This window comes from Collinsella bouchesdurhonensis, assembly GCF_900155365.1.
In the GTDB taxonomy this organism is placed as follows: Bacteria; Actinomycetota; Coriobacteriia; order Coriobacteriales; family Coriobacteriaceae; genus Collinsella; species Collinsella bouchesdurhonensis.
The window spans coordinates 149,536-175,597 of record NZ_LT699743.1 but is presented as its reverse complement, the minus strand read 5'-3'; the positions used below and the strand labels follow the sequence as shown (position 1 = coordinate 175,597).

Annotated in this window: 17 protein-coding genes; 8 read left to right on the top strand and 9 right to left on the bottom strand. The window is 59.5% G+C overall.

Translation table 11 applies throughout. The features are described 5' to 3' along the window. Positions 1-12 precede the first annotated feature (12 nt). From BQ9843_RS07040 to BQ9843_RS07030, 3 genes are read left to right on the top strand one after another with little or no spacing between them, the layout of a single operon-like run. Entirely contained in the window at positions 13-654 is a 642-nt protein-coding gene (locus BQ9843_RS07040) for a DUF4125 family protein (protein ID WP_075844446.1), read from the top strand. A gap of 2 nt (positions 655-656) precedes the next feature. Then, on the top strand, positions 657-1,517 hold the full coding sequence (locus tag BQ9843_RS07035; protein WP_075844445.1) for a MerR family transcriptional regulator: 861 nt from the start codon (positions 657-659) through the stop codon (positions 1,515-1,517). Between the two features lie 40 nt (positions 1,518-1,557). Next, positions 1,558-2,655: a 1-propanol dehydrogenase PduQ gene (locus tag BQ9843_RS07030; protein ID WP_075844444.1), complete on the top strand. Its 1,098-nt coding sequence runs from the start codon at positions 1,558-1,560 to the stop codon at positions 2,653-2,655. 161 nt (positions 2,656-2,816) lie between these two features. On the opposite strand, the gene BQ9843_RS07025 is transcribed toward BQ9843_RS07030, so the two are convergent. From BQ9843_RS07025 to BQ9843_RS07015, 3 genes are all read right to left on the bottom strand, one after another. After that, positions 2,817-5,501, bottom strand: a complete 2,685-nt coding sequence (locus BQ9843_RS07025) for a DEAD/DEAH box helicase (RefSeq protein ID WP_075844443.1) — start codon at positions 5,499-5,501, stop codon at positions 2,817-2,819. Positions 5,502-5,738: 237 nt separating this feature from the next. Further along, on the bottom strand, positions 5,739-6,575 hold the full coding sequence (trmB, locus tag BQ9843_RS07020) for a tRNA (guanine(46)-N(7))-methyltransferase TrmB (RefSeq protein ID WP_075844442.1): 837 nt from the start codon (positions 6,573-6,575) through the stop codon (positions 5,739-5,741). 523 nt (positions 6,576-7,098) lie between these two features. After that, positions 7,099-7,944 (bottom strand): class I SAM-dependent methyltransferase, encoded by an 846-nt coding sequence (locus BQ9843_RS07015; RefSeq protein WP_075844441.1) that lies wholly within the window; start codon positions 7,942-7,944, stop codon positions 7,099-7,101. 266 nt (positions 7,945-8,210) lie between these two features. Here BQ9843_RS07015 and BQ9843_RS07010 point away from each other — a divergent pair, with 266 nt between their 5' ends. The 5 genes from BQ9843_RS07010 to BQ9843_RS06990 all read left to right on the top strand — a co-directional run bounded on the left by BQ9843_RS07010 (position 8,211) and on the right by BQ9843_RS06990 (position 14,202). Beyond that, positions 8,211-8,927: a helix-turn-helix domain-containing protein gene (locus BQ9843_RS07010; protein WP_075844440.1), complete on the top strand. Its 717-nt coding sequence runs from the start codon at positions 8,211-8,213 to the stop codon at positions 8,925-8,927. Further along, the gene (locus BQ9843_RS07005; protein WP_075844439.1) at positions 8,924-9,823 is read left to right on the top strand and encodes a DUF4097 family beta strand repeat-containing protein; all 900 of its coding nucleotides are present in this window, start codon (positions 8,924-8,926) and stop codon (positions 9,821-9,823) included. Before BQ9843_RS07010 ends, BQ9843_RS07005 begins: the two co-directional genes overlap by 4 nt. A gap of 87 nt (positions 9,824-9,910) precedes the next feature. Then, on the top strand, positions 9,911-11,830 hold the full coding sequence (locus BQ9843_RS07000; RefSeq protein ID WP_075844438.1) for an elongator complex protein 3: 1,920 nt from the start codon (positions 9,911-9,913) through the stop codon (positions 11,828-11,830). Between the two features lie 2 nt (positions 11,831-11,832). Beyond that, complete coding sequence (locus BQ9843_RS06995; protein ID WP_075844437.1) at positions 11,833-12,717, top strand: spermidine synthase; 885 nt, start codon at positions 11,833-11,835, stop codon at positions 12,715-12,717. Between the two features lie 201 nt (positions 12,718-12,918). Next, on the top strand, positions 12,919-14,202 hold the full coding sequence (locus tag BQ9843_RS06990) for a CapA family protein (RefSeq protein WP_075844436.1): 1,284 nt from the start codon (positions 12,919-12,921) through the stop codon (positions 14,200-14,202). A 104-nt stretch (positions 14,203-14,306) separates the two neighbouring features. Here the strand turns inward: BQ9843_RS06990 and BQ9843_RS06985 are convergent, their stop codons facing one another. From BQ9843_RS06985 to BQ9843_RS06960, 6 genes are all read right to left on the bottom strand, one after another. Next, the gene (locus BQ9843_RS06985; protein WP_075844435.1) at positions 14,307-16,757 is read right to left on the bottom strand and encodes a DEAD/DEAH box helicase; all 2,451 of its coding nucleotides are present in this window, start codon (positions 16,755-16,757) and stop codon (positions 14,307-14,309) included. 36 nt (positions 16,758-16,793) lie between these two features. Beyond that, complete coding sequence (locus tag BQ9843_RS06980; protein WP_075844434.1) at positions 16,794-18,140, bottom strand: ATP-binding protein; 1,347 nt, start codon at positions 18,138-18,140, stop codon at positions 16,794-16,796. Next, entirely contained in the window at positions 18,137-19,990 is a 1,854-nt protein-coding gene (locus BQ9843_RS06975; RefSeq protein ID WP_230205633.1) for a TerB N-terminal domain-containing protein, read from the bottom strand. Before BQ9843_RS06975 ends, BQ9843_RS06980 begins: the two co-directional genes overlap by 4 nt. A 490-nt stretch (positions 19,991-20,480) precedes the next feature. Then, the gene (locus BQ9843_RS06970) at positions 20,481-21,437 is read right to left on the bottom strand and encodes a helix-turn-helix domain-containing protein (protein ID WP_075844433.1); all 957 of its coding nucleotides are present in this window, start codon (positions 21,435-21,437) and stop codon (positions 20,481-20,483) included. A gap of 370 nt (positions 21,438-21,807) precedes the next feature. After that, positions 21,808-23,670 carry an ABC transporter ATP-binding protein gene (locus BQ9843_RS06965; protein WP_075844432.1) on the bottom strand — a complete coding sequence of 621 codons (1,863 nt, stop codon included), beginning with the start codon at positions 23,668-23,670 and terminating at the stop codon, positions 21,808-21,810. Beyond that, a complete protein-coding gene (locus BQ9843_RS06960; protein WP_075844431.1) occupies positions 23,670-26,051 on the bottom strand; it encodes an ABC transporter ATP-binding protein in 2,382 nt (793 codons plus the stop codon). The genes BQ9843_RS06965 and BQ9843_RS06960 overlap by 1 nt, the downstream gene beginning before the upstream one ends. Positions 26,052-26,062: the final 11 nt, after the last annotated feature.

Below are 26,062 nucleotides of genomic sequence, written 5' to 3'. Positions count from 1 at the left end.
CTTCGACAAGGCATGTCGGCGTTTTTCAGCATGCCGGCGGTCGAGAAGTTGCTCGAAGACAAGGGCCTTGCTCATGCGGAAATCTCTGCATTGCGGGAGCTCGTGCAGCTTGAATGGGTACATTTCGACACCGTTCAGGGTATGAGTGGACGCGCCGCCTGCCAAGACGACGCGGTGGGGTTCTTTGTTCATCGCGTTGCCCAGTACCTGAGTTTTCCTCGCGAGTCCATCATGGCCGTGCGCGATGACGTGGTGGCTGCCGATGCGGCGGGCCGCAATGTGATTCGCGAGAAGTACGCACGCATGATGGAGGCGACCGATCCCGTGGCGTTTGCGCGCGATTGGTCGGGGCGTCTGGAGGCTCCTTCGCCGGTTAAACGCTGCGTGCTCGACGAGATCGAGGGTACGCTGCGAAGTATGCTCGATATCGCACAGAGCGAACTTCCCGCGACGGCGCAGCATGTGAGGGGATCGATAACGCAGCCAAAACTCATCTCTTCGATTGGTTATTATGTCTGTGAGATTCAAAGCTATTCGCTGTCTACACTCAGGTGTTTGCGTGACGGGCTGCGGCGCCAGCTGAGCGACCACGTGAATCCCGTTTTGGATACCTATGTGAATGCCGTACTCATTCAACGTGTTCTGGAGGCGTAAAGATGACTCATGTGAGCGATGACGAGTTGCACAACGGTCAGCTTTTGGGTATTGGCGAGGCAAGCCAGCTGTGCGGCATCACGTCTCGTACACTGCGCCATTACGACAAGCTTAATCTTCTCCAGCCCGATTGCATAGGGGATAATAAATACCGCTATTACTCGCTCGAGACGATTTTGCGCATTCCCATCATCAACTATCTCAAGATGATGGGTTTCTCGCTCGACGAGGTCTCCGAATTGTTTGAGACGCAGAGCTTTGCCAAGATCAAGGAAATGCTTGGTGCTCATGCCGAGGCATGCACGCGCGAGATGACCCGTCTTGAGGAGTGCCGCCATACCATTCGGGATTGGATGGGGCTTATCGACGAGGCCAATTTTGTCCTTTCGGTCAAGCCAAAGGACGTGAGCCTCAAGTACTTCTCCGGCCAGGAGTTTTTGGCCATGCCGTATCACTTCTGGGGCAACTATGCCGATGCGATCATCAACCTCGACTTCACTTCGTTTGTCGAGGAGCACGATAACGTGATCACTGGTCCTGTGATCTTGCATCACAGCAGCTTCGATGCGTGCTGCGAACCCAACCACGCCCAGAAGCATTCCGAGGTCACGGTCGTGCAGCATGCGCTGCGCCCCATTGCTGAGGAGAATCGCATGACGGTGAAAAGCGGTATGTATCTCTCCACGTATCATACGGGTCCGTTCGAGAATATCGGCGAGGCCCATCGCCGCGTGCGCGATTATGCGCTCGCAAACGGTTTCAGGCCGGCCGATGGCGTGTTCGAGCGCTTTGTGACCGACTACTGGACCACTTACGATCAAGATCTTTTTGTCGCCGAGGTTCTTTTGCCCGTTGAGCGGTAACGACGCGACAACTCTCATGTAAAAATCGAAAGGGGCTCTCATGCAGGGCTTTAAGCTCACGACCGAATTGTTTTTTGGGTCGCAGGCCATCAATCATCTTGAGGGCCTGACCTATCGCAACGTGTTGATTATCACCGATGGCTTTTTGGAGTCCTCGGGCATGGTCGCCAAGATGGCTCAGCACCTGCCCGCGGGCGCGCGCTACCAGACGTATTCCGACGTCAAGCCCGATCCGAGCCAGGAGCTCGTTGACGCAGGCGTCGCTGTGGTGGAGCGCGTTCAACCGGATATGGTCATCGCCTTTGGCGGCGGTTCGTGCATCGATGCTACGAAGGCTATTTTGTACTTTGCCCACGAGCATGGAATGGACAAACCGTATTTCCTGGCCATTCCTACCACGGCGGGTACGGGCTCGGAGGTCACCAACTTTGCCGTCATCACGCGCGGCGAGAACAAGGTTGTGCTGATTGACGATTTCCTGGCCCCCGACGGCGCCCTGCTCGAGGCCGATTTCACCAAGACCGTGCCGGCAAAGATCACGGCCGATACCGGTCTTGACGTACTGACGCACGCCATCGAGGCCTATGTCTCTAACGCCGCCACGCCGTTTACCGATGCGCTTGCCGTGAAAGCTGCCTCCATCGTGTTCGAGGACCTGCCGGTGGTCTATCGCGACGGTCTTGCCATGCGTAGCCGTACGCGCATGATCGAGGCTTCTTGCTCGGCGGGTATCGCCTTCACCAACGCTGGCTTAGGCATCAACCATTCGCTGGCACATGCTCTGGGCGGACGCTTCCATGTGGCACACGGCCGCTTGAACGCCATCTTGCTGCCCTATGTGATGCGATTCCATATGAGCGAACCCAAGTATCGCGAGCCGTATGACCGTTTGGCTCATGATCTGGGCATGGCGGATGCCGATGAGCTGCTGGCTCGCGTGATCGAGCTGCGCGAGTGCCTGGGCGTTGAGAACGCCCTGTCCGATCTGCCGAAGTTTGAGCCCGCGGTATTTGAGGCTGAGCTTTCCGGCATTGCCGAGGCGGCCCAGCACGACCGCTGTACGCCGTCCAATCCGCGTGCCGTATCCAAGCAGGACTTGGTCAACATCGCCCGCGACGCCTACTGCGGCCGCCGCTAAACAAAAAGGGTGCCATCCCTTCCCGGATGGCACCCCTATGTGACAAAAAGTCGACAGGTTTATTCTGTCACATATTCACCCCTCCTGCGCATGTATGGATGCCATGTGAAAATGTGACAGAATAAACCTGTCGTTTTGCTGTCACATTGGGGGCAGTCGGGCTAGTCCAGCAGGTCTTCGATAAAGCCTACGCGGTAGTTTTTGAAGACGGCTTCACCTTCCTCTTGGGTGGCGTCGAGGTCAAGGTCGGCCATGATGCCAAAGTCATGGTCGCCGTCTTCGTCGGCAAAGATCTGGTGGACATGCCAGACATGTGCGGCCTGCTCGTCTGCCTCGTCGATGGAAAGCATCGCAGAGGAGCGGGCGTCGGCGTCGGTGAGGATTTCTTCGTGCTGCTCGTGATATGTGTCGAGTGCGCGCTCCCAGCGCGTCGCGGTCATGCCGAAGTCGGCATCGAGCTCTCCTAGCTGGTCGTAGCGCTCTCGGGCGGCGAGCGTCACGCGGCGAATGAGGGCGTTGCGCACCAACAGGGTGACGCCTCGGCGGTCGGCGACTACCTGGTCGGCTGCTGAGGGCGGCGCCATGTCGAGCGCCGCGGGGTCGCCAGCGGCCTCCCACTCGTCCACCAGACTGGAGTCGACGGAGCGCACCATAAAGCCCAGCCAAGAGATGATGTCTTCGAGCTGCTCGTTGCGCTTTGCCACGGGCACCGTGCGGTCAAGCGAGCGGAATGCCTCGGCAAGATAGCGCAGCAAGATGCCTTCCGAGCGCGCGATATTGAGCTTTTGGATATAGCCCTTAAAGTCATTGGCGCCTTCTAGCATGTCGCGCAGGACGCTTTTGGGGCTGAGCTCGTAGTCGTTTGCCCAAGGTACCTCGGCGCAATAGGTGGCAAAGGCGGTGTCGAGCAGGTCTTCGAGCGGCTTGGGGTAGGTGATGTCTTGCAGGCGCTCCTTGCGCTCTTCGAAATCGATGCCATCGGCTTTCATCTCTGCCATGGCGCGCGAGCGAGCCGCGCGCTCTTGGGCGCGTAGCACTTGCTTGGGATCTTCGAGCGTGGCCTCGACCATCGAGATGAGGTCAAAGGTGTAGGTATCGCTTTCTGGGTCGAGCAGCTCGAGTGCAGCGAGCAGGAATGGCGAGAGCGGCTGGTCGAGGGCGAAGTCTTCGGGCAGATCGACCGTGAGGGCGTAATCCACTTCGGGCAGCGCATCTGCCGGTGCGTCTGGTGCGGGCGGCACCTCGGTGCGCACGACGACGCCGGAGTCGATCAGCGTGGCGAAAATCTCGTCGGCACGGACGTTGAGCTTGATCTTTTCCTCGTCGGTCTGCAGACTCTTGGCGATAAGTTCGCTGACGCGTGCACGCGCGTCGCCGCCTTGCTCGACCATGGAGAGCACCATGGAGTGCGTGATGCGCAGACGCGGCTTGAGTGTCTCGGGCTGCGTTTCGATGAGTCGCTGGAAGGTTTGCTCATTCCAGGTCACAAAGCCCTCGGGCGGTTTTTTCTTTTTGATTTTGCGCAGCTTCTTGGGGTCGTCGCCTGCCTTGAGGAGGAGTTTTGCGTTCTCGATCTCGTATTCGGGTGCCTCGGCAATAACCATGCCCTCGGTGTCGAAGCCCGAACGACCGGCGCGGCCGGCAATCTGATGAAACTCGCGTGCGCGCAGACGGCGCATCTTGTAGCCGTCAAACTTGGTGAGCGCGGTGAGCACCACGGTGTGGATGGGAACGTTGATGCCCACGCCCAGCGTGTCGGTGCCGCAGATAACGGGCAGCAGACCCTGCTGTGCGAGCTTCTCGACAAGCAGGCGGTAGCGCGGCAGCATGCCAGCATGGTGCACGCCCACGCCGCAGCTCAGCAGGCGCTTGAGGATCTTGCCAAAGGCGGTGGTGAAGTGCGTGCCGCGCGCCATCTCTTTGATCTGTTCGCGCTGCTCCTTGGTGGCGATGCCAAAGTTGGCAAGCGATTGCGCGGTGGAGAGCGCCGCATCCTGGCTAAAGTGCACGATATAGAGCGGGGCCTCGTTGTTGCGCATGGCGAGCTCGACGGTTCCCTCGAGCGGTGTCTTCACGTAATCGTAGGACAGCGGTACGGGACGTGGCGCGTCAACCACGAGGTCGACGTCGCTGTCGGTGTGTTCGCGCAGGGAAGCGGCAATGGCCGAGACGTCACCGAGGGTGGCGCTCATCAGCATGAACTGGGTATGGGGCAGCGTAAGCAGCGGCACTTGCCAGGCCCATCCGCGGTCGGGGTCGGCAAAGAAGTGGAACTCGTCCATGGCTACGCAGCCAACATCGGTGTCTTCGCCCTCGCGCAGGGCATCGTTGGCAAGAATCTCGGCGGTGCAGCAAATGACCGGAGCCGAAGTATTGATGTGCGTGTCGCCGGTGATCATGCCCACGTTTTCGCGGCCGAGCACCTGCACCAGGTCAAAGAACTTCTCGGACACCAGCGCCTTGATGGGAGCGGTGTAGTACGAGCGTTTGCCCTGCGCCATGCCCATAAAGAGCATGCCAAGCGCCACGAGCGATTTTCCCGATCCCGTGGGCGTGCCCAGGATGACATGGTTACCCGCGGCGAGGTCCATAAGGGCCTCTTCCTGGTGCTCCCATAGCTCGATTCCCCGGCTGCCCGTCCACTCCAAAAAACGCTCGAAGGCTTGGTCTGCCTTGAGCCAGGGCTCGGGCTCGGAGCCATCTTCTGGCTCCCACCAGCAAGGGGAGAGAGCGCCGAGCGAGCCGAACTCGGCTTCGGTTCCCGTACCGCCCGAGAATGAGCTGGCCGCGCCCGCGCCCGTGACGGTCACGGCGTCTTGGTTGTTGTTTGCTGCATTTTGAGCCATGCGAGCTGCTTTCTCTCGAATTTGTCCGTCAACTATTATGGCCGAGAGACGCGGTGCTCGGCCCCAATGTGGAAAAAGATCTTATCGGCTGGCGCGGGAGAGTGTTGGAAAGGTACGCATCTGGCAGAGTACGTAGAGATCGATGAAGGCCCTTTTGTTTTGGGTTTAGCGGGTCTACTTTAAAAGAACCGGCAGACCTACCTATAACCGTAATTTTTTGATTCGAGTTGAGCTTCGTTAGACTTGCGGGAAGCGGTTTTTGCCTTTGCGCATGCGGTTCTTGAAGTTTTCGACGGCCTCTTCCATGCCGAGAGGCACGTAATTGAGGCTTTCGAGGTCTTGCGGCAGATAGCAAGCGAGGCTTTGCTCCTGTGCGCGGCCTGCTTCGAGCTGGGTTTTGCTTGGGGCAGCGCCAGGGGTGGCGCAGATGCCATAGACGTATGCGCCCATGTCGCGGGTGCGCTGCTCGTATTCGGTCATGGGGTGCTCCGGGTGCTTTGCGCGCACGTCGTCGCTGATCCAAAGCGCCCGGTAGCCCACGGCTTCAAATTGGCCCAAGGCATAGTCGCGCAGCGGCTTGCTGTCAGTGCGCAACGTGACGGTTCCGTCTGCGGCGAGGAGTGGCCGGAAGCTTGCGAGTGCATCGACGTAGACGAGCCTTTGCTTGGCATGGCGTGCCTTGGGGCACGGGGTGGGGAAGTTGAGCGTGATGGCATCGAGCTCGCCGGTGGCAAAAATGCGTGCGAGTGAGCCCGCCTTGCGCGGGACCAGGACCGCGTTTGCGATGCTCGCCTCAACAACGCGCTGCGCGGCATAGGCAATGCAGATGGGCTCTTGATCGGCACCGACAAAGAGCGTATCGGGCTCGATTTTGGCACGTTCTGCCAGGTACGTTCCCTTTCCGCAGCCAAGATCAAGATGAAGGCGGGCAAAGGGCTTGCTTCCGGCGGGGGCGCAGGCCTCGCGCCAATGACCGATATAGCTTTCGGGGCTCGTCTCGATTGCCGAGCCGTAGCGCTCCAGGCGCTCCTCGAGCACAAAGTTCTTGGGGGTTCTGACGTGCAAGCTTCCCATGGGTCTCCAATAGGCGCGTCCAAATCGTGTCCGCACGAGGGATATTGTTTTACCAGACTAGGGTACCGTCACGTTCTGGCGTTTGGCGGGGCCATGGGGAAGAAAACGAAGAAACAAAATCACCGCGCGCGGCCCTTGCCGCAAAATGTCGCCGTAATCAGATTGCGACAAAGCATTTTAAGACGCGTTTTTCGCTCTTGAAGTGTTGGCATCTTCGAGATGGCCGTGCACGTCAATCCATTCTCGATGGCAAATGAGCGGCCGTGGATGGTCGATAATGCCTGCGTGGCTGCTCTTGGCTGCAAGGGGGGGTTATCGAGGCGATTGAGGATACGGAGCGGCGCCCGCAGGGGTCTGCAGGGACTTTCGCCCCTCCTCTCAAAAGACGAGCTCGACCGTTTTTTCGGGTTGCCTTATCAGGGAATGCGGAGATCCAAATGGGCGAAAGGAATTTCTCCATCTTGAGCGCCTGCAGAAGATGGCGACCATGCGTGAATGCTGTTAGGCGGATGCCGCCAAGGCATCAGGCTCTTTGCAAGATTACATAGCGATTGAGCTCGCCGCTATGTCCGTCGGCATGAAAGCGTGCTAGCTCGCGTACGGGGGCGTCATCGTTCGTGCTCAATGCGCGCACTCCTGTTACCAAGTCGGTGATTTGTTGATCGTCAAAGTGGTGGCAGTAGCGATAGGCGTGATGGTCGTTTTGCCAACCGATAAGGTGGTCGCCCGGCTCGAACTGCGAGGGGTCATACCCTTCGAACGGAGGAGCGAGCTCGGCGCGCGCCTCGGCACGGGCGGCCTTGCGCACCATGCGCTCGTCGTTCATGAACTCCCAAAAGCTGATGGCGATGATGCCGCCCAGACGCGTCTGACGCACCAGGGCGTCGAGCACGCGTACGCGGTACTCGCACGACGGCACATGGTGCATAAAACCAAAGCAGACAGAAATGTCGGCGAGCGGGGCGTCGAAGACCACATCGGGCATATCGGCGGGGTTGAGCTTCATCAACGTTCCGAGCACATCGACTTCTTGGAAGTGCAGGTTGGGAATGCGTCGAGCGTATCCACCTTCGTCGGTGGCGAGGTCTTGACATGAGTCGACGCCATAGAACTCGAGAGGACGGCCGGCGAAAGGCGAAGAGCTCAGGCGGCCGAGAGCGAAGTGTTCGAACCGCATATTGCCGCAGGCAAGATCGAAGGCGCGGACTGGTTGCTCGCCACCGACCGCGTCAATCTGCTCGAGTGCGATGTCCATGGTACGAACCCAACCGGGCCAGGGAGCCCGGCGCGTGTCGGAAAAGGAGGCGGCGTGCTCGCGATAGAACGTGTTGTTGAGCTGGATGAGCGATGAGGCAAAATCGCGGTTCACGGTGCGAGGCTCCTTCCGTTGGCGACACGCGGAATAAACTGCACGACCATACTACCGTTAACGTTGCGGCAGGAACAACCGAGTGGGCGTCATTGCTTTGTTTAGACACATTTTCCCAGCTCACATGCACCCGCAACCGCCGGTTGTCAAAAATCTCACTAGAATAGGTGGCATACTTTTGGCGGTGGCGGATAGATTTTAACTGTGCAAGGCGCCTTAAGAACAAAACGATCCGGCGGCACGGCTGGCATCAGATAGGAGGAACCATGAATGTAGAAACTGCACAGCGGCTCGCCGATCTTCGCCGCAGTAAGGGCTTTAGCCAGGAGGGCTTGGCGCGAAGGCTGGGCCTCTCGCGTCAGGCGGTCAGTAAATGGGAGCGCGCGGAGAGCTCGCCCGATACCGAGAATCTGATTTCGCTCGCCAAGCTCTATGGTGTGAGCCTGGACGAGCTGCTCAATCCGAGCGCCGAGATCGAGGACGATATCGAATTTGAGAACGAGGACCGCGCCCGTCAGCGCGAGGCCGAGGCGGCAGAGCGTGCTCGTACCCATGAGGCGGCAGCGCGCGCTACCGAGGCGGCAACGCAGGCGAGTGATGCTGCGGCCAAGGCAGCGCAGGCTGCAGGTTGGAGCGCGCAGGCCGCCAATGCCGTGGCGGCGCAGGCGACGAGTGGCGGCGCAGTTAGCTCGACTCCGGTGAAGGGCCCGTTCCAGTCGTTCCCGTATCGGGCCGTGTGCTGGCTGCTGTTCTTTTTGCTGATGTTCCCGTTTGGTGCCGGCCCCTTTGCCGCGCTGGTCTTCTTTACGATTCCCATCTATCACTGGGTGGCGCGTGCGCTCGATGGTGATTGGGCACGCGGGGATATTCAGGTTGGTCCGGCGCCGATGACGGCTAGGGCTCAGAATGCTTCCGCTACGGTTGATGCTGACGTGGCTACCGCGACTACCGCTGACCCGATCGTCAAAGAGGGTGATGAATGATGAAGCTTTCGCATGAATCCAAGGTACGCTTGGGCGTTGGCATCGGAGCGTTCGTGCTCATCATCGGACTTGTCTTTGGCGTTTCGCGGACATTGATTCATTTTAATGGTCCGTGGGATCTCGACGATGTTGTATCCGACTTGTCAGGTATGGACGATGCGTTTGACGAGGACGATTCCTTGAATAGCGGTAACTATTCCGCTCGGCCTCAACAGCTTTCGAGCGAAACGTTTGATGCCGACGCGTTCACATCGCTTGACTTGGACGTGACGTCGGGGACGGTCGAGGTTAAACGTGTCTCTGGCGGACCGGTACGTGTCATCGAAAGCGGGAACGTTGCAAAGGGGGCGTCTGCTTCCGATGCCGCCACTCAGGATCTGGCCAAGATTGAGGGCTCTACACTCAAGATTAGCCAGTTCGACTGCGATGACGAGCGCGCCCATGACCGTAAGGTCACCATTGAACTGCCGCGTGAGCTTGCCGATAGCATGATAGGTATTACGGCAAACGTGGGGTTGGGAGACCTGACGGTCGCGGACATTGCGTGCCACGACTTTGATTTGACGTTGGGCTCGGGAGACGTCGCGTTTGCGGGCACCGTGACCGACACTCTGAATGCCGAGGTCGGTTCGGGCGATGTGACGTTCGAACTCTACCAGGCCCCCGCGAAGTCGATGGACGCAAGCGTGGACTCGGGCGATGTGGAGATGACGGTTCCGAATTCTACGGGCTTTAAGGCGAGCCTTACCGTGGGCGGCGGCGACTTCGAGAGCGATTTCCTTCCGCTTGGCTACGATGGCGAGACCATTTTGAATCATGAGTTCGATAACGGCGATAAGTCTGCCACGTATCGTTTTAAGGTCGGTTCGGGCGACATGTCATTTGATCCGGAGTAGCGGGCCAGACGAAGATATAGATGCGCCGTTTGATGGAGGCGCCGGGGCCGAGGTCGGCACCGGCGCCTTTGCCTTTACAATGGGGGCATGGAACAGATTATTTTGAACATACTTGAGCGCCTGCGCCGCGGCGAGACCGTCGACGATCAAGTGCTCGTCAAACTGATACATGCCGAGGCACGCCGCGAGGGTGCCGATAAGCGAATGCTCGCGAAGCGCCGCCTGCTGCCGTTTTACCAACGCGTCAAACGCGAGGACAACGAGCGATGGTCCGCGTGGAATGTCACGCCCGAGCTCGAGCAGTGCCTGATGCAGGTCCTGCGTATGAAGCCGCGTCGCACGGCCTCGGGCGTGGCGACCATCACTGTTATCACCAAGCCGTGGCCGTGCTCGGGCGATTGCCTCTTTTGTCCCAACGATCTGCGCATGCCCAAGAGCTACCTGCATGCCGAGCCCGCATGCGCCCGTGCGGAGCAAAACTGTTTTGATCCGTATCTGCAGGTGAGTGCCCGTCTAACGGCGCTTACGCAGATGGGGCATGCTACCGACAAGATCGAGCTCATCGTGCTCGGCGGCACCTGGAGCGACTATCCGCGCGAGTACCAAATCTGGTTTGTGACTGAGCTCTTCCGCGCCCTCAACGACAACGCCGTGGCGGGTGTGGCGGCAAATCCCATGCTCGCAGACCCGGGCGCATCTACGCGCGAACGCGCAGCGGAGCTGCTGGAGCAGACCGATCCGCACGAGGTCCCGCAGGCGGTTCTCGATCGACGCGCGCGATATCGTGACCTTGGCGTCTCGACGGACGCAGAGGCGATTGCGCGCGGGGTCGCATCGTGGCAGCAGCGCATCGACGACATGTCCGATACAGATGCTACGTACAATCGCTGCATGGCGAAGCTCTACGGTAAAAACTCCCCATGGGGAAGGGCGGCGGAGTTCCAGGTGGGAACGCTCGAGGAGCTCGAACGCCAGCAGCGTATCAACGAGACCGCCGTGCATCGCGTGGTGGGGCTTGTGATCGAGACGCGTCCCGACGCGGTGACGCCGCAAGCATTGACGCTCATTCGCCGCCTGGGCGCCACGAAGATCCAGATGGGCGTACAGAGCTTGAACCAGCACATTCTCGACCTTAACGAGCGCGGCATCAGGCTCGAGCGCGTCGCCCAGTCGTTTGACCTGTTGCGCATCTTTGGCTTTAAGATCCATGCTCACGCAATGGCAAATCTTCTGGGCGCCACGCCCGAGCAGGACAAGCTTGATTACGTACGCCTTGTGAGTGAAGCTGCATTCCAGCCCGACGAGATCAAACTCTATCCCTGCGCGCTCATCGAGGGCGCGCGCCTTTGCGCGAGATACGAGGACGGCTCGTGGCGCCCCTACACGGAAGACGAACTGCTCGATGTCCTCGCCGACGATGTTTTGGCCACACCGGCATTCACGCGTATCTCCCGCATGATCAGAGACTTCTCTTCGGGGGATATTAAAGTGGGCAACAAGAAGCCCAATCTTCGCCAACTTGTCGAGCTGCGCCTGGGCCAAGACCAGGCGGCGGCCCGTCGTGTCGAAGAGATTCGCTATCGCGAGATTGCTGGGCGCGAAGTGGCCCTCGACGAGCTCCATCTCGACGTCGTGTCCTATAAGACCACCAATACAAGCGAGCGTTTCTTGCAATGGGTCGACGATGAAAACCGCATCGCCGGATTCCTGCGGCTCTCTTTGCCCAGTCAGGAGTATGTGCGTAAGCATTCTGCAGAACTTCCCGTGCATTTGGGTGAAGCGATGATTCGTGAGGTGCATGTGTACGGCAAGGTGGCACACCTGCATGCCGCGGGCAACGGGGCTCAGCATATGGGGTTGGGCCGTCGTCTGATCGAGCGGGCATGCGAGATGGCGCGCGAGGCGGGATATGCGCGCATCAACGTGATTTCGGCTATCGGAACCCGGGAGTATTATCGGACTCAGGGATTTGTCGATAACGGCCTCTATCAAACGCGGGAGCTGTAGCTATGGGGAGCTTGCAAAACAAGAGCGTGTCGACGGCGGTTGGCGTGGCGTTGGGCGCGGCGGCGCTTGGAGGCGCGCTGGCTGCAGGTGCGCGTTGCATCCAACTGGTGCGCACGCGCGCGGGTCGTGCCCGTGTCAAGGTGCTCAAGCTCGAAGACGGCTCCGAGGTGCGCGTGCTTGCCCAGGGAGGCGTCTTTCAGTCGGCTACGTATTTGGGAGAGCGCTGGTCGGAGCCGGTATTTGAGTACATTCGCGCCTTCGATACGATGTTTGAGGCCCTGCCGCAGATGAGGGCATGGTACGCCCATGGTATCGGTCGTGTGCTCATGCTTGGCGGTGGCGGGTTCTCATATCCCAAGGCGTTGCTTGCCACTCGCGACGACGTTTGGATGGATGTGGTCGAGGCCGATCCCGCTATCGTTCAGATGGCGCGTCGGTGGTTCTACCTTGACCGTTTGGAGCAAGAAGTAGGCCCGCGCTTGGGCATTTGTACTGAGGACGCGCGCGTGTATCTCGAGCGCATCTCTATGGAGGGCGCTCAGCCTGTGCTTTACGACGTTGTGATTAGCGACGTTTTTGCCGGTGCAGATCCCGTGCGCAGCGTGGCGACGGTGCAAGCGCTACAGCGGGTGCGGGAACATCTCACCCCGGGCGGCCTGTATATGGCCAATATCGTCTCGCGCGACCACGGTACCGATATCTCGTTTTTGCGCGATGCGCTAGCGAGCGCACTGCGCGTTTTTGCGCATGCCAGTGTGATACAAACCACCGACGAGGAGTTGGGCGAAGAGGACAACTACCTGCTTATCGCCTCAGACGAGGACTACTCCTTTGCGGATGCTATCGCGTATGGAGAGGACTTTCCTGGCGAGCCGCTGTTCGATTAGGCAATCTTTGCGTGCCGAAGTGCAGCGGCGCCCGGCGTATTTGCCGTGCTTCCGGTTCTGGTCGCTTGAAGATTTCGCCGTTCTACAGCCTGGGCGAAGCCAACGTTCCCTTAGGTGCCGCTCGCTTTTTGAGGTAGTTAAATTCAGACGATACGGTATGCTACTGCTGTTAAGTGCTCGCGTTTTTTTGTGGGGGTTATCGTGGCGCAGGAGCAGGACCGCTTCCGTCGACATGACGTCGAACTTCATTCTTCGTGCGACATTTCCCGTCGTGCTTTCATAGCAGGTCTTTTGGGCACCCTTGGTTGTGCGGGCGCCGCATCCCTTTCGGGCTGTGCGCTTCCGTTTGGCGCCGGTTCCGCATCCGGTCCCTCTGCCGCGGGAGCCATTGAGCCTCAGCTTGCAACGGTTTTTGATGGTGCGCAGTCGACCAAAAGCATTACCCTCATGATGGTGGGCGACATGCTCATCCATACGAGTGTGTGGAACAGCGGCCGCCGATCGGATGGAACGTACAATTACGATCACTTTTTCGCGAACTTGACCGATGAGTTTGCGAATAATGACATCGCAATCGTCAATCAGGAGACGATTCTGGGCGGCACCGAGCATGGCCTCGAGGATTTCCCTAACTTTAATAGCCCCCAGGAACTGGGAGACGCCGAGGCGAAGGCGGGCGTGGACGTAGCGCTTACGGCCACAAACCATGCTCTTGACCAGGGATTTGAAGGCATCAAATGGGATCTTTCCTATTGGCGCGATAAGCATCCCGAGATGGTGGTTCCCGGCGTGGCGGATAGCCAGGAGCTGGCAGACGCCATCCATATTATCGAGCGTGGCGGCATCAAAGTTGCACTGCTCAACTACACCCAGCATACAAACGGCATTCCGCTGCCGGATAGCGCTCCTTGGTGCGTCAAGAAGTTGCACCTGAGCGACCTGCCCGGCGATGTCAAGCGAGCACGCGAGGCGGGCGCCGACTTTGTGATCGCTTTCCCTCACTGGGGTACCGAGTATGTCTATACTCCCGACGATACCCAGCTTGAGTACGGCCAGATTTTCCTGGATGCCGGCGTCGATGCGATTATCGGCACGCATCCCCACGTGCTCGAGAACGTCGATGTGAGAGACGGTGCCGACGGCAAGAAGGTTCCCGTGTTCTGGTCTTTGGGCAATTTTGTTTCCGGCCAGATCGAAAAGCCACGCATGCTGGGCGGTATGGCCAAGCTCATGCTGGAAAAGACCGGCGATGCTTGCAAGGTTACCGAGTATTCGCTTACGCCCCTGGTCACGCATCGCGCGCCTAATCCGTCTATGAGCGTCTACAAGCTTTCGGACTACACCGAGGAGCTCGCCTCGCAAAATGCGATTCGTAATGCTCCCGGTTGCGGCGATTTTACCCTGCAGTATTGCTATGACCTTGTGGGCCAGATCTTGGGCGAGGGCTTTGATGCGAACGAGGGAATCCTCAAGGGGACGCTCTAACGCCCGGGTGAGACGTTCGGGTCTCTTCGGGTGCATATCGATGCTGGCGTCTTGCCAGTCGAGAGGGCACGGTTGATGCCGCACCCTCATCACTTGACAGGCCGTTATGCTCTCCAGGAGGCTACGCGACGACGCATACCCTCGATATCCAGTACGCCCTCGGCAAAGCCTTTGCGCACGAGTGATTCGGGCAGGAACTGGTCGTACTTGTTAAAGTACGGCACCTCGCCGGGATAGACGAGTTCTATGGGGTCAAAGTCGCTCTGCGCGGCCTCGGTACATACCTCATAGAACGTCTCCTCGTCGGCGTCCATGCGGAACTGCAAAAAATAGGGGCGCGAGGGATCAAGCCCCTTGAGGCCTAGCTCTTTTGCGCATTTGATTTTAAGCAGGCGCTCGAGTGCCAGGAATGCATAGCTTCCAAGCCAGGGGAACAGTGCCCAAGTGTCGCCGCCCAGGTTGATGAGCGGACGTTCGGTGACGCCTCCAGCACGCGCCACATGACGTGCCTGCAAGAGGCGTGCGCGGGCATTGCCCATAAGGTATGGATAGGAGCTGGTTTCGCGCAGAACGCGGCGCATGCGTTCGAGCACGTGGGTGTTGATGTCTCCGGGGCAATCGCCAAAATAGGCGGGAACACGGCCTTTGACCTGCGTACAGTACACCAGGCGGCGCTTGTGGTCCACCTCTTCGACAATCCAACAATGACCGGCAATGGCGATGCGCTCGCCTGGCGGTGGCGGGTTGACGATGGTACCGAGCTCGGAGGATTCGCAGCGTACCGTGTACTCCTCGTTTTCCTGGAACACAGCGTAGAACTTGAATGAATTAGTAGTGCGCTCGCCCGTGATGCCCACGATGAGACCACCGCGTTCCGTTTGTTCAATCTGGTCGGTCTCCAGCAGGTAATGGAGCAGACAGCGCAGGTCGTCGGCGGTCACACGATGGAAGTACGAGAGCGTGAGCACGCGACCCGCGAGCTCTGCGGGCGTGAGTTCACCGCAGGAGGCAAGCGTGGCCATAACCTGGTGATAGAGCAGGCTATAGGGAAGGCGGTCGAGTTGCGGGGGCTCGACCCAGCGCTCTTCCAGGTAGAGTTGCACGAGCGCTATACCCTGTAGGAGCTTCCAGGGGATAGTTTCGGGCAACATCGAGCGCGGTTCGGGCTGCTCCTCGCGTATTACGAAGTGCATCTCGGGCGGGAGGTCACGTCGGCCGGTGCGACCCATGCGTTGAAGGAACGAGCTGACGGTAAAGGGTGCATCAATCTGGAAAGCGCGCTCCAAGCGGCCGATGTCGATACCCAGCTCAAGCGTGGCGGTGGTGACGGTGGTGAGTGTCAGCTCTTCGTCGCGCATGGCTTCTTCGGCGGATTGACGATATGAAGCCGAGAGGTTGCCGTGATGGATAAGGAATCGATCGGGTTCGTGCATGGCCTCGCAATACTGGCGAAGAAGCGTACACACGCCCTCGGCTTCCTCGCGTGAGTTCACAAAGACCAGGCACTTGCGCCCGCGCGTATGCTCAAAGATGTATCCGATACCGGGGTCGGCATCTTGCGGGGCGGTATCGCTCGGCGCCATAAGTTCTTGTTGAGCGGCAGGCGGAATGGAGACGTCTGCGGCGTTGTTTTCCGTCGCATCCCGAGCGGTGTCTTGTACATGTGGAGGTTCCTGTCCCACGGTTTCCTTGCGGGCAGTCGAAGCAGCGAGTTCGCGTGGCTCGGCGCCCGGTTCATATGCACGCGCAAGAACGTCTTCTACCGAGGGGACACCCGCGGGCAGCGTTTCGACCGATATGACCTCGGCGGGTTGAGGGTCTGTCGAGACAGTAAGGCGCTCTGTGGCCTGTGGGCCTGTAATGTAAAAGTGGTCCATGGAGAGCCGCCAGGTGCGGCGCGGCTCATCAAAGCGGGGGATGATGGTGCCTCGTCCGGTGCCCGCAGCCAAGAAATCGCCCGTGCGCTCGGGGTCGCCCATCGTGGCGGAAAGGCCGATACGCCGCGGATTGACGCCCGCCATGGCGGAGAGGCGCTCGATGAGGCAGAGTGTCTGACCACCGCGATCGCCACGCAGTAGGGAGTGAACCTCGTCGATCACGATGAATCGCAGGTCGCCAAAGAGACGCGAGATGGCGGAGTGCTTATGCAGCAGCAATGCTTCGAGCGATTCGGGCGTGATCTGCAGGATGCCGGAGGGGTTTTGCAGCAGCTTGCGCTTGTGCGAAGCGGCGACGTCTCCGTGCCAGTGCCATACCGGGATATCGGCTTGGTCGCACAGGTCGTTTAGGCGATAGAACTGGTCGTTGATAAGAGCCTTGAGCGGGCCGATGTACAGAGCGCCCACGCTTGCCGGCGGGTCTTCGGAAAACAGCGTCAAGATGGGGAAGAACGCCGCTTCGGTTTTGCCCAAAGCGGTGCTTGCGGTGAGCAGTACGTTTTCGTTGGTGTTGAATATGGCGTCCGCCGCCGCCACCTGGATGGAGCGGAGGCTCTCCCATCCGTTTGCGTAGATAAAATCCTGCACAAAGGGCGCAAAACGATCGAATGCATTCATGGTTAGAGCCTCCTTTCCGGTGGTGGGGTTTGCTTGCTACAACGTGAACTCGGCAAAGGGCGCGGCACCCGCGTCCCCATTGCCGCTGTCGCCCGTGTTGCTTGACGCAGCGGGAGTGCCAGCGCCCGCGATTGTCCCTTCATCGCGCAGCAGGGCCGCGATGTCGACATCCGGGTTTTGATAGGCGATATCCAGCAGCTCAATAAAGTCGCGGATCACCTCGCGCGGTGTAAGGTGCGTGTCTGCCCCCACACGACCAAACTCGATCTGCAAGAAGGCAGCGAGGTCCTTGTCTGTGATAGTGTCTTCGTAGCCAAAGTAGCCCGCATGGATCTGACCGAGCTTCTCAATCAATACCAGCAGCTCCTCATAGGTGAGGGGGTGCAAGCGAATGATAGGGGCCAACATGTCGCGCATGTCCTCGCGCGCAAAACGCCCCTGCGTAAGACGGCTGCGAAGGGCCTCGTAGCTAAAGACGCCGCGACGGCGATCTTCGATGGAAGTGGGCGTGCCGCCCATGATGATGCCCAGGTGGTGCGCCTTGCCCTGTAGGGTGTCGTTGTACATGGTGAGAATCTTCTCGTAGTTGTACTGGCGCGTGATGGCGTTGGGGATCTTGTAGAGGTTCACGAGCTCGTCGATCATGACGATGAGACCCTTGTATCCGGCACCAACGAGAAAACGCGCGAGCAGCTTGACGTAGTCGTACCAATCGTCGTCGGTGATGATGGTCGAGGTGCCCAAGTCGGCCTTGGCCTCGGTTTTGGTGCGATATTCGCCGCGCAGCCAGCGGGTGACACAGCTTTTTACCTCGTCGTCGCCTTCGAGGGCCGCGGTGCGATAGCGCACGAGCATGCGCGCGAAGTCGAATCCGTGGACCATCTCTTCAAGCTCGTCAAGCTGTGCGCGCATGTGCGATTCGTCGTCGTCACCCGTGTCTTCGCTCGCGCGAGTATCGAGCGTCGAGGCGACCCAACGATCCAAGATGAGGTTGAGGGCGCCGCCTTCGGGGCGCGTCTTGGTGGAGAGGTTGCGAATGAGCTCGCGGTAGGTGGCAAGCCCCTGGCCCTGGCCTCCCTGCAGGCGCCGCTCGGGGGAGAGGTCGGCGTCGGCCACTACAAAGCCTTCGCCCATGGCATGCGTGCGGATGGTCTGCAGCAAGAAGCTCTTGCCGGCGCCGTAGCGTCCAACCAGGAACCGGAAGCTTGCGCCGCCATCGGCAATGAGGGAAAGATCGGTTAAAAGCGCGCGAATCTCGGTCTCGCGACCTACGGTGATGTAGGGCAGGCCGATGCGCGGCACGACGCCGCCTTTGAGCGAGTTGAGAATCACGGCTGCCACGCGTTTGGGTATGCGCGGCACGGTATTGGACAAATCGGTCATGCGAGTATCTCCTCCACGTCTTCGCGGTAGTCTTCGATGATCTGCGGACCGTCTGGTCCGTACTCGATTGCGGTATCTCCAAGCAGGTCGAACAGGGCCTCGTTGATGGCGTCGACCATCATATCTTCGCTTGTGGACACGGCGGATAGCGCGTGCGTGCGGGCGGCTGTGTCCGATGCGAGAAGGGCAGTCAGGTATTGGGTCTGGTTAGCATCGAGGGGGCGCGAGGTGTCGTTGCCCGATGCGGGGTCGGTGACGGTGGGTGTGAGGCCTTTCGCAACGGCGCCGAAAGGTGTAGTTGCGGCAGCGCTGGCGAGTGGAGACGCGGCCTTTGCCGAGCACGTGGCGATATCCTGAGCTGTTTCGGGTAGATGGGGCTGCTGCGAAATGTCCGCCGCGGGGCTATCGTTGCACACGGGCTCGTCTGCTTTATCTGCAGCTGCCGTTGATTTGTCGAGCATTGCTTCGGCAGGCAATGACTCGACAGATGACGTGCTGTCTGTTGCGGCCTCGTTTGCGCTGACACCCTCGTCACGCTCTTCATCGATGAGCAGCGCCTCGCGAACTTCGGCTGCGGCGTTTCGAATCTTATGCAGGCGAGAGAGATCGATATTCACTTTGACGGGGCGATGCGCAAGCGCCCAGACATGGCGTTCGGATACCTCGCGTTCGATCATCTTCGCTATGTACTTGGGGACGTCGCTCTCCTTGAGGGGATGGGCATAATCCCAGGCTTCGCGCATGGCGTAATCGACCGCTCGCATAACCGAGCCGAGCTTGGGGTTGCGTGCTCGCCCTCCTCGATACTTTTGACAGCTCCAATAGCCTTTCTGGCAGCGATAACGATGGGCTTCGTCCAGCTCATAGTCGCAATCGGGGTGCTTTTGGGGGTCGAAGAAAACCGCCGAGGCAAACATCGTGTAGGGGAGCGAGATGTTCTCGCCAAACAGACTTTCGATAAGGGGAAGCTTGCGATGCTTGGCGTAGTGCTCCGCCAGACGCAGGTAGACGGCGCACGCCACGTGGCGAAGATCGTCGTAGTGGTCCTTGGCGAATTTCGAGCCGGCGATGCGATAGGTTGAGAGCGTGTCGATGGCTCGAAAGAGCGGCTCTTCGACTTCGGGGTTCGGCGGCATGAGGATCGGGGCGCCGCCGCGGGAGGGGGTGTTTTGTTGGGGAGCCTGTTGTTCGGCTATGGCTTGCGCGTGTTTGAGCGCGATAAGCGCGCGGTCGAACTCGAGGGTACGGCTGTCTTCCAAAAGCGATGCCGGCAGGTTGTGATAGACAACGTAATCTGCCAGCCAAACGCGGACGTAGCGGTCGAGCTCGGGGGCAAAGGTGCGGTAGGTCTCCCAAAAAGACTTGATGGCCCGAAAGCCGTCTTGCGCGTCGGCGCAACCGATACCGCAGAGCAGCTCGTAGAGGTAGACAAAGGCAAAGGAGAGCGAGGTTTCCTCCACGTTGCCGGCACGTACCTGTGTGCGCCAGGTAAAGTAGCCGCGAAGCTGCCGGTCGCTCATGGCGTTGTACGTGGGCGAGTAGGCTTTGAAGGTTCCCTGGTAGGGACAATCGTCTTCGAAATCGGCCATGAGGGTTGCTTGAAGGTAGAAAAACTCATCCTCGCTAAGCCACCGTCCGCGCCCGCCGTTGGCACCTTCTTGCCAGCGCGAAATGGCGCGCATCTCGCGGTAGCGGTCTGGCATATACGAGGACATCTGGCGCCCTGTGAAGATGATGGGTTCGTCGTTGTAGCGCGTCGAAGAGAAATGTGAGCTTTTATGGATGCGCTCGTCGGCATGCAGTTTTGCAATGAGCGCATTGATGTCTCTATCCATGTTTTCGAGTGTCACGGACGCCTCCTCTCTTCGTTTAGGCTAGCTAATCATCATAGCACAGAAGCAAACAGATGTTCGTTTCTGTGAGGAGACGAACATGATGATGGAGAGGCCGAGGGTAACGGTCGACGTGCGGCGGAGGAATCAACGGTTTTCTCGCTGCCACGATACGCGTCGCAATGTGTGGCGGTAAATCGAACATTTCTGATCGAGTGGCGGTAAAACGTGCATCCCGGGCCCGTTTTCGGCAAATAGACGTTTCAAAAACCGCCACTCGTCTAAAAGTGCACGAAAAACCGCCATTCGTTTTGAAGTATTGCCCCCGGAATGCGCGAAAAACCGCCATTCAATGGAGGATGACGGCGTTAAGGGTGGTATCGGAGGCCTGAGGATGTACGAAGACCCACCACTTGTTAGGCATTCGCGAGATGGACGCGTCGCGAGGCGAGCGTACCGCAAGATGGACGCGCCGCAAGGCCGTTCCCGCCAGGTCCTGCATCGGGTCTCAGTGCGCCTTGTGCCCTTGTGAGGACTTGCGAATCCAGTGGAGAATCGCTTCGACCACGGGGATCGTAAGGAAAATTGCCCAAGCGGGATGCGCTTGGTTGCAGAAAAAGGCCATGTAGCAAAACCATGCAACACAGGCGATGGGATAGATGCTGCTTAGAAACGTAAGGGGTTTGCGCCGATCGGTAAGGCTGCCAACCATGTAATACGCTGGAATTAAAAATACGAGCATGAGGCCGGGCAGCCAGGCGTTGTAGACAATCCCTCCGATTAAGTAGGCCACGAGCACTACTCCCGGAAAAGGAAACTTGCTCCAGGCGCGGCCGAAGGGGCCGCGATGCCTGTTGCCCCGGAGGTCGCAATGATCGTGAGCATCTTTCCAGCTGGCATAGGTCTCGCCGTCGATGGTCACCGTGCCGTCTTCGTTGGTGTGTACGCTATGCCCGTCATCGGAAGAATCGATGCGCATGCCATCGGGGCCGATGTGCACATGCTCGCCGCGGCGCTCGTTTTCTACATGGATACCGCTCCATCCCACGTGGACCTCTTCTCCTTTTTCGGGGTCGACAACGTGGATGCCCTCTTTTAGGGAGATATGAACGCGCTCACCGCGCTCGCTTGTATGAAAGTCTGGTCTATCGTCGTTTGAAGGCCCCGGTTCCTCTGCCTGTTCGCAGGCATCATCGTTGCGTGCGCTCTCTGGGGCGGAAACGGGTTCCTCCCGTTCCGTTTTTGCCGCGTCCGGCTGTGCGGGCGAACCATAAAGTAGCTCGTCAAGGGAGACTCCGTAGAGGGCTGCAAGTGCGATAAGGTTGTCGGTGTCGGGGGAGGATTCGCTACGCTCCCATTTGCTGACGGCCTGACGGCTCACACCGAGCTTGTCGGCGAGCGCCTCTTGCGAGAGGCCAGCGGCTTTTCTTCTATCAACGAGGCGCTGCGCCATCGTGGGGTCCATATCGTTTCCTTTCGTGGGAGGGTGCTTGCGGACGCGTCTGTCCTCAGTGTGCGCAAAGCACCCCGGTGCCTCCACCGTCTTTGGTTGGAATTTTAGACTTACTTTCGCAACTGTTCGTTGCAACCAGCCTTTTACCTGCGAAGACGCAACATGCATGCCCACGGTGGCTTGCGCATGGAAGGGGCGTGATCCGGCATGCGGCATAGCGAGGCATGGCTGTTGAAATGCAGCTCACGCATGAAAAAGGGGTGCGAGCCAATATGAGCCGCACCCCAATCAAGACGAGATACCCCACTGTGCGAGATGCTCCACTGTGGTCCACGTCTCAAGCAAGATGAAACGCTCGGCGAGAGACACTCGCCGCCCGCCTTTATGCGGCCTCTTCGAACTGCGAGTTGTACAGCTCGGCATAAAAGCCGCCGCGAGCGAGGAGCTCCTCGTGGGTGCCTTCCTCCACGATATCGCCGTCGCGCAGGACGAGGATGACATCGGCATTGCGAATCGTGCTCAGACGATGCGCAATTACAAAACTCGTGCGTCCTTCCATAAGGGTATCCATGGCGCGTTGGATGAGCTCCTCGGTACGCGTATCGACGTTTGAGGTTGCCTCATCCAAAATCAGCGCGGGGCGGTCGGCAAGCACCGCGCGGGCGATGGTCACAAGTTGACGCTGGCCCTGGGAGAGGTTTGTTCCCTCCTCGTTGATCATGAAGTCGTAGCCGCCGGCGAGCGTATGGATAAAGTGGTCGCAGCGCGCTGCCTTGGCTGCCGCTTCGACTTCTTCGTCGGTGGCGTCGGGGCGTCCATAGCGAATGTTCTCGCGGATCGTGCCGTTGAACAGCCACGTGTCCTGCAGCACCATGGCGAACTGCTCACGCAGGGCCGTGCGGTCCCAGTCGCGCACGTCGACACCGTCGACACGCAGGCTGCCGCCGTCAACGTCGTAGAAGCGCTGGAGCAGCTTGATGAGCGTGGTCTTGCCGGCTCCCGTGGGGCCGACGATCGCCACGGTCTGGCCGGGCAGGGCATCGCAGGTGAAGTCGTGAATGATGGTCTTGTCGGGCGAGTAGCCAAACTTGACGTGCTCGAATTCCACATGGCCCTGACGCTTCTTGGGAATCTGAGGGACTGCGGCCTGCTCCTCCTCGGGCGCCGCCAAAAACTCGAAGACGCGCTCAGTGGCGGCTGCCATGGATTGCATCGTGTTGCTCACGTTGGCGAGCTGCTGCACGGGCTGGGTGAAGTTGCGCACGTACTGGATAAAGCTCTGGATATCGCCCGGGGTGGCGCTGCCCGTGAGCGCGAGTTGCGCGCCCACCACAACTACGGCCACGTAACCCATATTGCCCACCAGGCTCATGAGCGGCATCATCAAGCCGGAGAGGAACTGCGAGCGCCAGCCCGAGATGAACAGACGGTCGTTTTTCTCGTCGAACTCTGCCACGGAAGCATCGGCGCGGTCGAACACCTGGATGACGTTTTGACCGGCGAAGTCTTCCTCGATAATGCCGTTGACGGCGCCGAGGACCTGCTGCTGCTCGCGAAAGTATGGCTGCGAGAAGTGCATCATCACGCCCATGATCACGGCGGCGACCGGCAGCGTGACCACGACGACGCCAGTGAGCGGCAGACTGATGGATAGCATCATCACGAGCACGCCGATAATCTGCGTGATGGAGGTGATGAGCTGCGTCACGGACTGGTTGAGGCTTTGTCCCAGCGTGTCGACATCGTTTGTGATGCGCGAGAGCACGTCGCCCTTGCTGTGGCCGTTGAAGTAGCTCATAGGGATGACGGTGATCTTCTGGGCGATCTCCTTGCGCATGCGATAGCAGATTTTTTGCGTGACGCCTGTCATGAGCCAGCCCTGGACGAGGTTGCATGCGGAGCTAGCGAGGTAGAGACCCAGCAAGAGCAGCAGCGTCTTGCCGATCCAGCCAAAATCGACCGCACCGGTGCCTTGGACCTTGGCGACCAGCCCCTCAAAGAGCTTGGTGGTCACCTGACCCAAGACCTTGGGGCCCACGATGTTGAAGATGACCGAGGCCATGGCGAAGGCGGCGGCAAAGAAAACGGCCACTTTGTGGCGACCCACATAGCTCAAGAGTTTGAGCATGGTGCCCTTGAAATCCTTGGGCTTTTCGACCACGCGGCCGGGTCCGCGCCTGCCCATAGGGCCTGCCTGCCGTGCCTGGCGCTTGGGCACCTCGGTTTTACTCATCTCATCGGCCATTAGCGGACACCTCCTTCCTGAGCGCTGCCATCCATGACGGCGGCGATTTCACCTTCGCTGAGCCCGAGCTCCCGTGCGGAGAGCTGCGACTGGGCGATTTCAAGATAGGCGGGGCAGCGGCGCAAGAGCTCCTCATGCGTACCTTGGCCCACGACCGCGCCTTCGTCGAGTACGATGATCTGGTCTGCATGCATGATCGTGGCGATGCGCTGGGCCACCACGACGAGCGCTGCGTCCTTCTGGGTGCGTGCGAGCTCTTCGCGCAGCAAGGCGTCGGTCTTGTAATCGAGCGCGCTGAACGAGTCATCGAAGACCACGACCTCGGGGCGCTTTGCCAAGGCGCGTGCGATGGAGAGGCGCTGGCGCTGGCCGCCGGAGACGTTGGATCCGCCCTGGCTGATTTCTGAGGCAAAGCCGCCTTCGCGTTCCTCGATGAAGTCGCTGGCCTGCGCGATGCGGGCCGCTTCGCGCATGTTCTCGTCCGTCACGGATTCGCCGGCGAACTTGAGGTTCGATTCGACGGTGCCGGAGAAGAGCATGCCCTGCTGGGGGATATACCCCACGCGGCGACGAAGCTCGGAGAGCGGAAGATCGCGCACGTCGATGCCATCGAGCAGAATCTGGCCGCCGGTGACGTCGTACAGGCGCGGAATAAGCTGTACAAGCGTCGACTTGCCCGAACCCGTGGAGCCGATGATGCCAAGCATCTGGCCGGCGCGTACGGTAAAGCTCACGCCGCCGATGACGTCCTGGCGAGCATCGGGGTACTGGAAGCTCACGCCGCGGAATTCAAGCTGCCCGTGAACGCCGTCTGCCGCAGGGAGCTTGGGGGTCCGGGGCTCCTTGATGGAGCTCTCGGTGGCGAGCACCTCCTCTACACGTTCGACGGCGACCTCGGCGCGCGGCAGCATGACCGAGACCATGGTCAAGATCATGAACGCCATGACGATCTGCATGGTGTAGGAGATGAAGGCCATCATGTCGCCCACCTGCATGACACCGTCGGAGACGCCGTGGCTGCCTGCCCAGACGATAAGGACGGTCACGCAGTTCATGACGAACATCATGAGCGGCATCATGAAGCTCATGGCGCGGTTGGTGAACAGCTGCGTTGTCATGAGGTCGCACGACGCTTCGTCAAAACGCTCGAGCTCATGCTTTTGGCGGCCAAAGGCGCGGATGGGCATGATGCCGTCAAGGATCTCGCGTGCCACGAGGTTCACGCGGTCTACGTACTTTTGCATCTTCTTGAACTTGGGCATAGTGAGTCCCATGAGCACACCTACGACGGCGGAGACCGCGATGACGGCCACGCCGATGGTCCACTCCAGGCCGGTGTGGGTAGCGAGCACGCGCATAACGGCCACGATGCCCATGATCGGCGCCATCATGACCATGCGGATAAAGAGCGTGGTTGCCATCTGGATCTGTTGGATATCGTTGGTGCAGCGCGTGATAAGCGATGCCTGGCTAAACTTGCCCACTTCGGCGGGCGAGAAGTGCATGACCTTATTGAATGTCTTGCGGCGCAGGTCGCGCGCGATGGTGCAGGCGGTGTGCGAGGCGACGGCGCCCGTGAGGATAGTCGCCACAAGGCTTACGGCGCACAGGGAGAACATCTTGACGGACGTGCTTGCAAGATAGGAGTTCTGAACATCGCTCAGGGAGATGCCCTGTGCCTCGTACTCTTGCTGCACATAGGTGATGGCGCGCTGCGTGACAATGGATCCGCCCATGGAACCCATCTCGTCGGCCATCTTGTTGGCGCCCTCGACGAGCTTTGAGCGCTCAACAAGGCCTCCCTCGACAGCGATACGCATGCTCTTCATGGTGATCTTGCCGCCGTCGGCATCGATCTGCTCTTGCATCTTTGCCGCCGCCTGTGCCTTTTGCTGCATGGCGGCAAGCTCCTCGGGGGTCATGACTGCCATCTGCTCGGGCGTAGGCGCGGATATGGCGCCGCCTTCGTTCGAGCCCTCGTTGCCATCGGTCATATCTTCCATGGAGCTGGCGTCGATACCCTGCTCAAGCGAGAGGGCGACGGTTTCGGGCAGGCTCATGATGCTCGTGAGTTTGCCTTCTTCTGCACGATCCTCTTCGGAGCCGATGTAGGTTCGCACGCCGTTTTTATCCGCCTTGCTGTATGCGTCCTCAACTTGTTTGGCGTCGCCTTTGGTCATGAAGAGCTCAAGGTCCGAGAGGGATTCATCGCGGATGGTGTCGGGCACCGGAGAGGTGATGCCCCCTTGCTGGATGCCCACGTCGACGATCTCACTCATGAAGCTGGGCAGCGCTAGGTCGGCGTTACAGCTGATGACAATCAAGCCGATGGCGACAAGCAACGCCAGGATGTGGTTTTTGAAGAGCTTGATGATGCGCATGCGCGGCCTCC

Bases quoted from the DNA above. Each gene is read 5' to 3' on its own strand.
- BQ9843_RS07040 (WP_075844446.1), top strand. From the start codon at position 13: ATGTCGGCGTTTTTCAGCATGCCGGCGGTCGAGAAGTTGCTCGAAGAC.
- BQ9843_RS07035 (WP_075844445.1), top strand. From the start codon at position 657: ATGACTCATGTGAGCGATGACGAGTTGCACAACGGTCAGCTTTTGGGT.
- BQ9843_RS07030 (WP_075844444.1), top strand. From the start codon at position 1,558: ATGCAGGGCTTTAAGCTCACGACCGAATTGTTTTTTGGGTCGCAGGCC.
- BQ9843_RS07025 (WP_075844443.1), bottom strand. From the start codon at position 5,501: ATGGCTCAAAATGCAGCAAACAACAACCAAGACGCCGTGACCGTCACG.
- trmB (WP_075844442.1), bottom strand. From the start codon at position 6,575: ATGGGAAGCTTGCACGTCAGAACCCCCAAGAACTTTGTGCTCGAGGAG.
- BQ9843_RS07010 (WP_075844440.1), top strand. From the start codon at position 8,211: ATGAATGTAGAAACTGCACAGCGGCTCGCCGATCTTCGCCGCAGTAAG.
- BQ9843_RS07005 (WP_075844439.1), top strand. From the start codon at position 8,924: ATGATGAAGCTTTCGCATGAATCCAAGGTACGCTTGGGCGTTGGCATC.
- BQ9843_RS07000 (WP_075844438.1), top strand. From the start codon at position 9,911: ATGGAACAGATTATTTTGAACATACTTGAGCGCCTGCGCCGCGGCGAG.
- BQ9843_RS06995 (WP_075844437.1), top strand. From the start codon at position 11,833: ATGGGGAGCTTGCAAAACAAGAGCGTGTCGACGGCGGTTGGCGTGGCG.
- BQ9843_RS06985 (WP_075844435.1), bottom strand. From the start codon at position 16,757: ATGAATGCATTCGATCGTTTTGCGCCCTTTGTGCAGGATTTTATCTAC.
- BQ9843_RS06980 (WP_075844434.1), bottom strand. From the start codon at position 18,140: ATGACCGATTTGTCCAATACCGTGCCGCGCATACCCAAACGCGTGGCA.
- BQ9843_RS06970 (WP_075844433.1), bottom strand. From the start codon at position 21,437: ATGGACCCCACGATGGCGCAGCGCCTCGTTGATAGAAGAAAAGCCGCT.
- BQ9843_RS06965 (WP_075844432.1), bottom strand. From the start codon at position 23,670: ATGGCCGATGAGATGAGTAAAACCGAGGTGCCCAAGCGCCAGGCACGG.
- BQ9843_RS06960 (WP_075844431.1), bottom strand. From the start codon at position 26,051: ATGCGCATCATCAAGCTCTTCAAAAACCACATCCTGGCGTTGCTTGTC.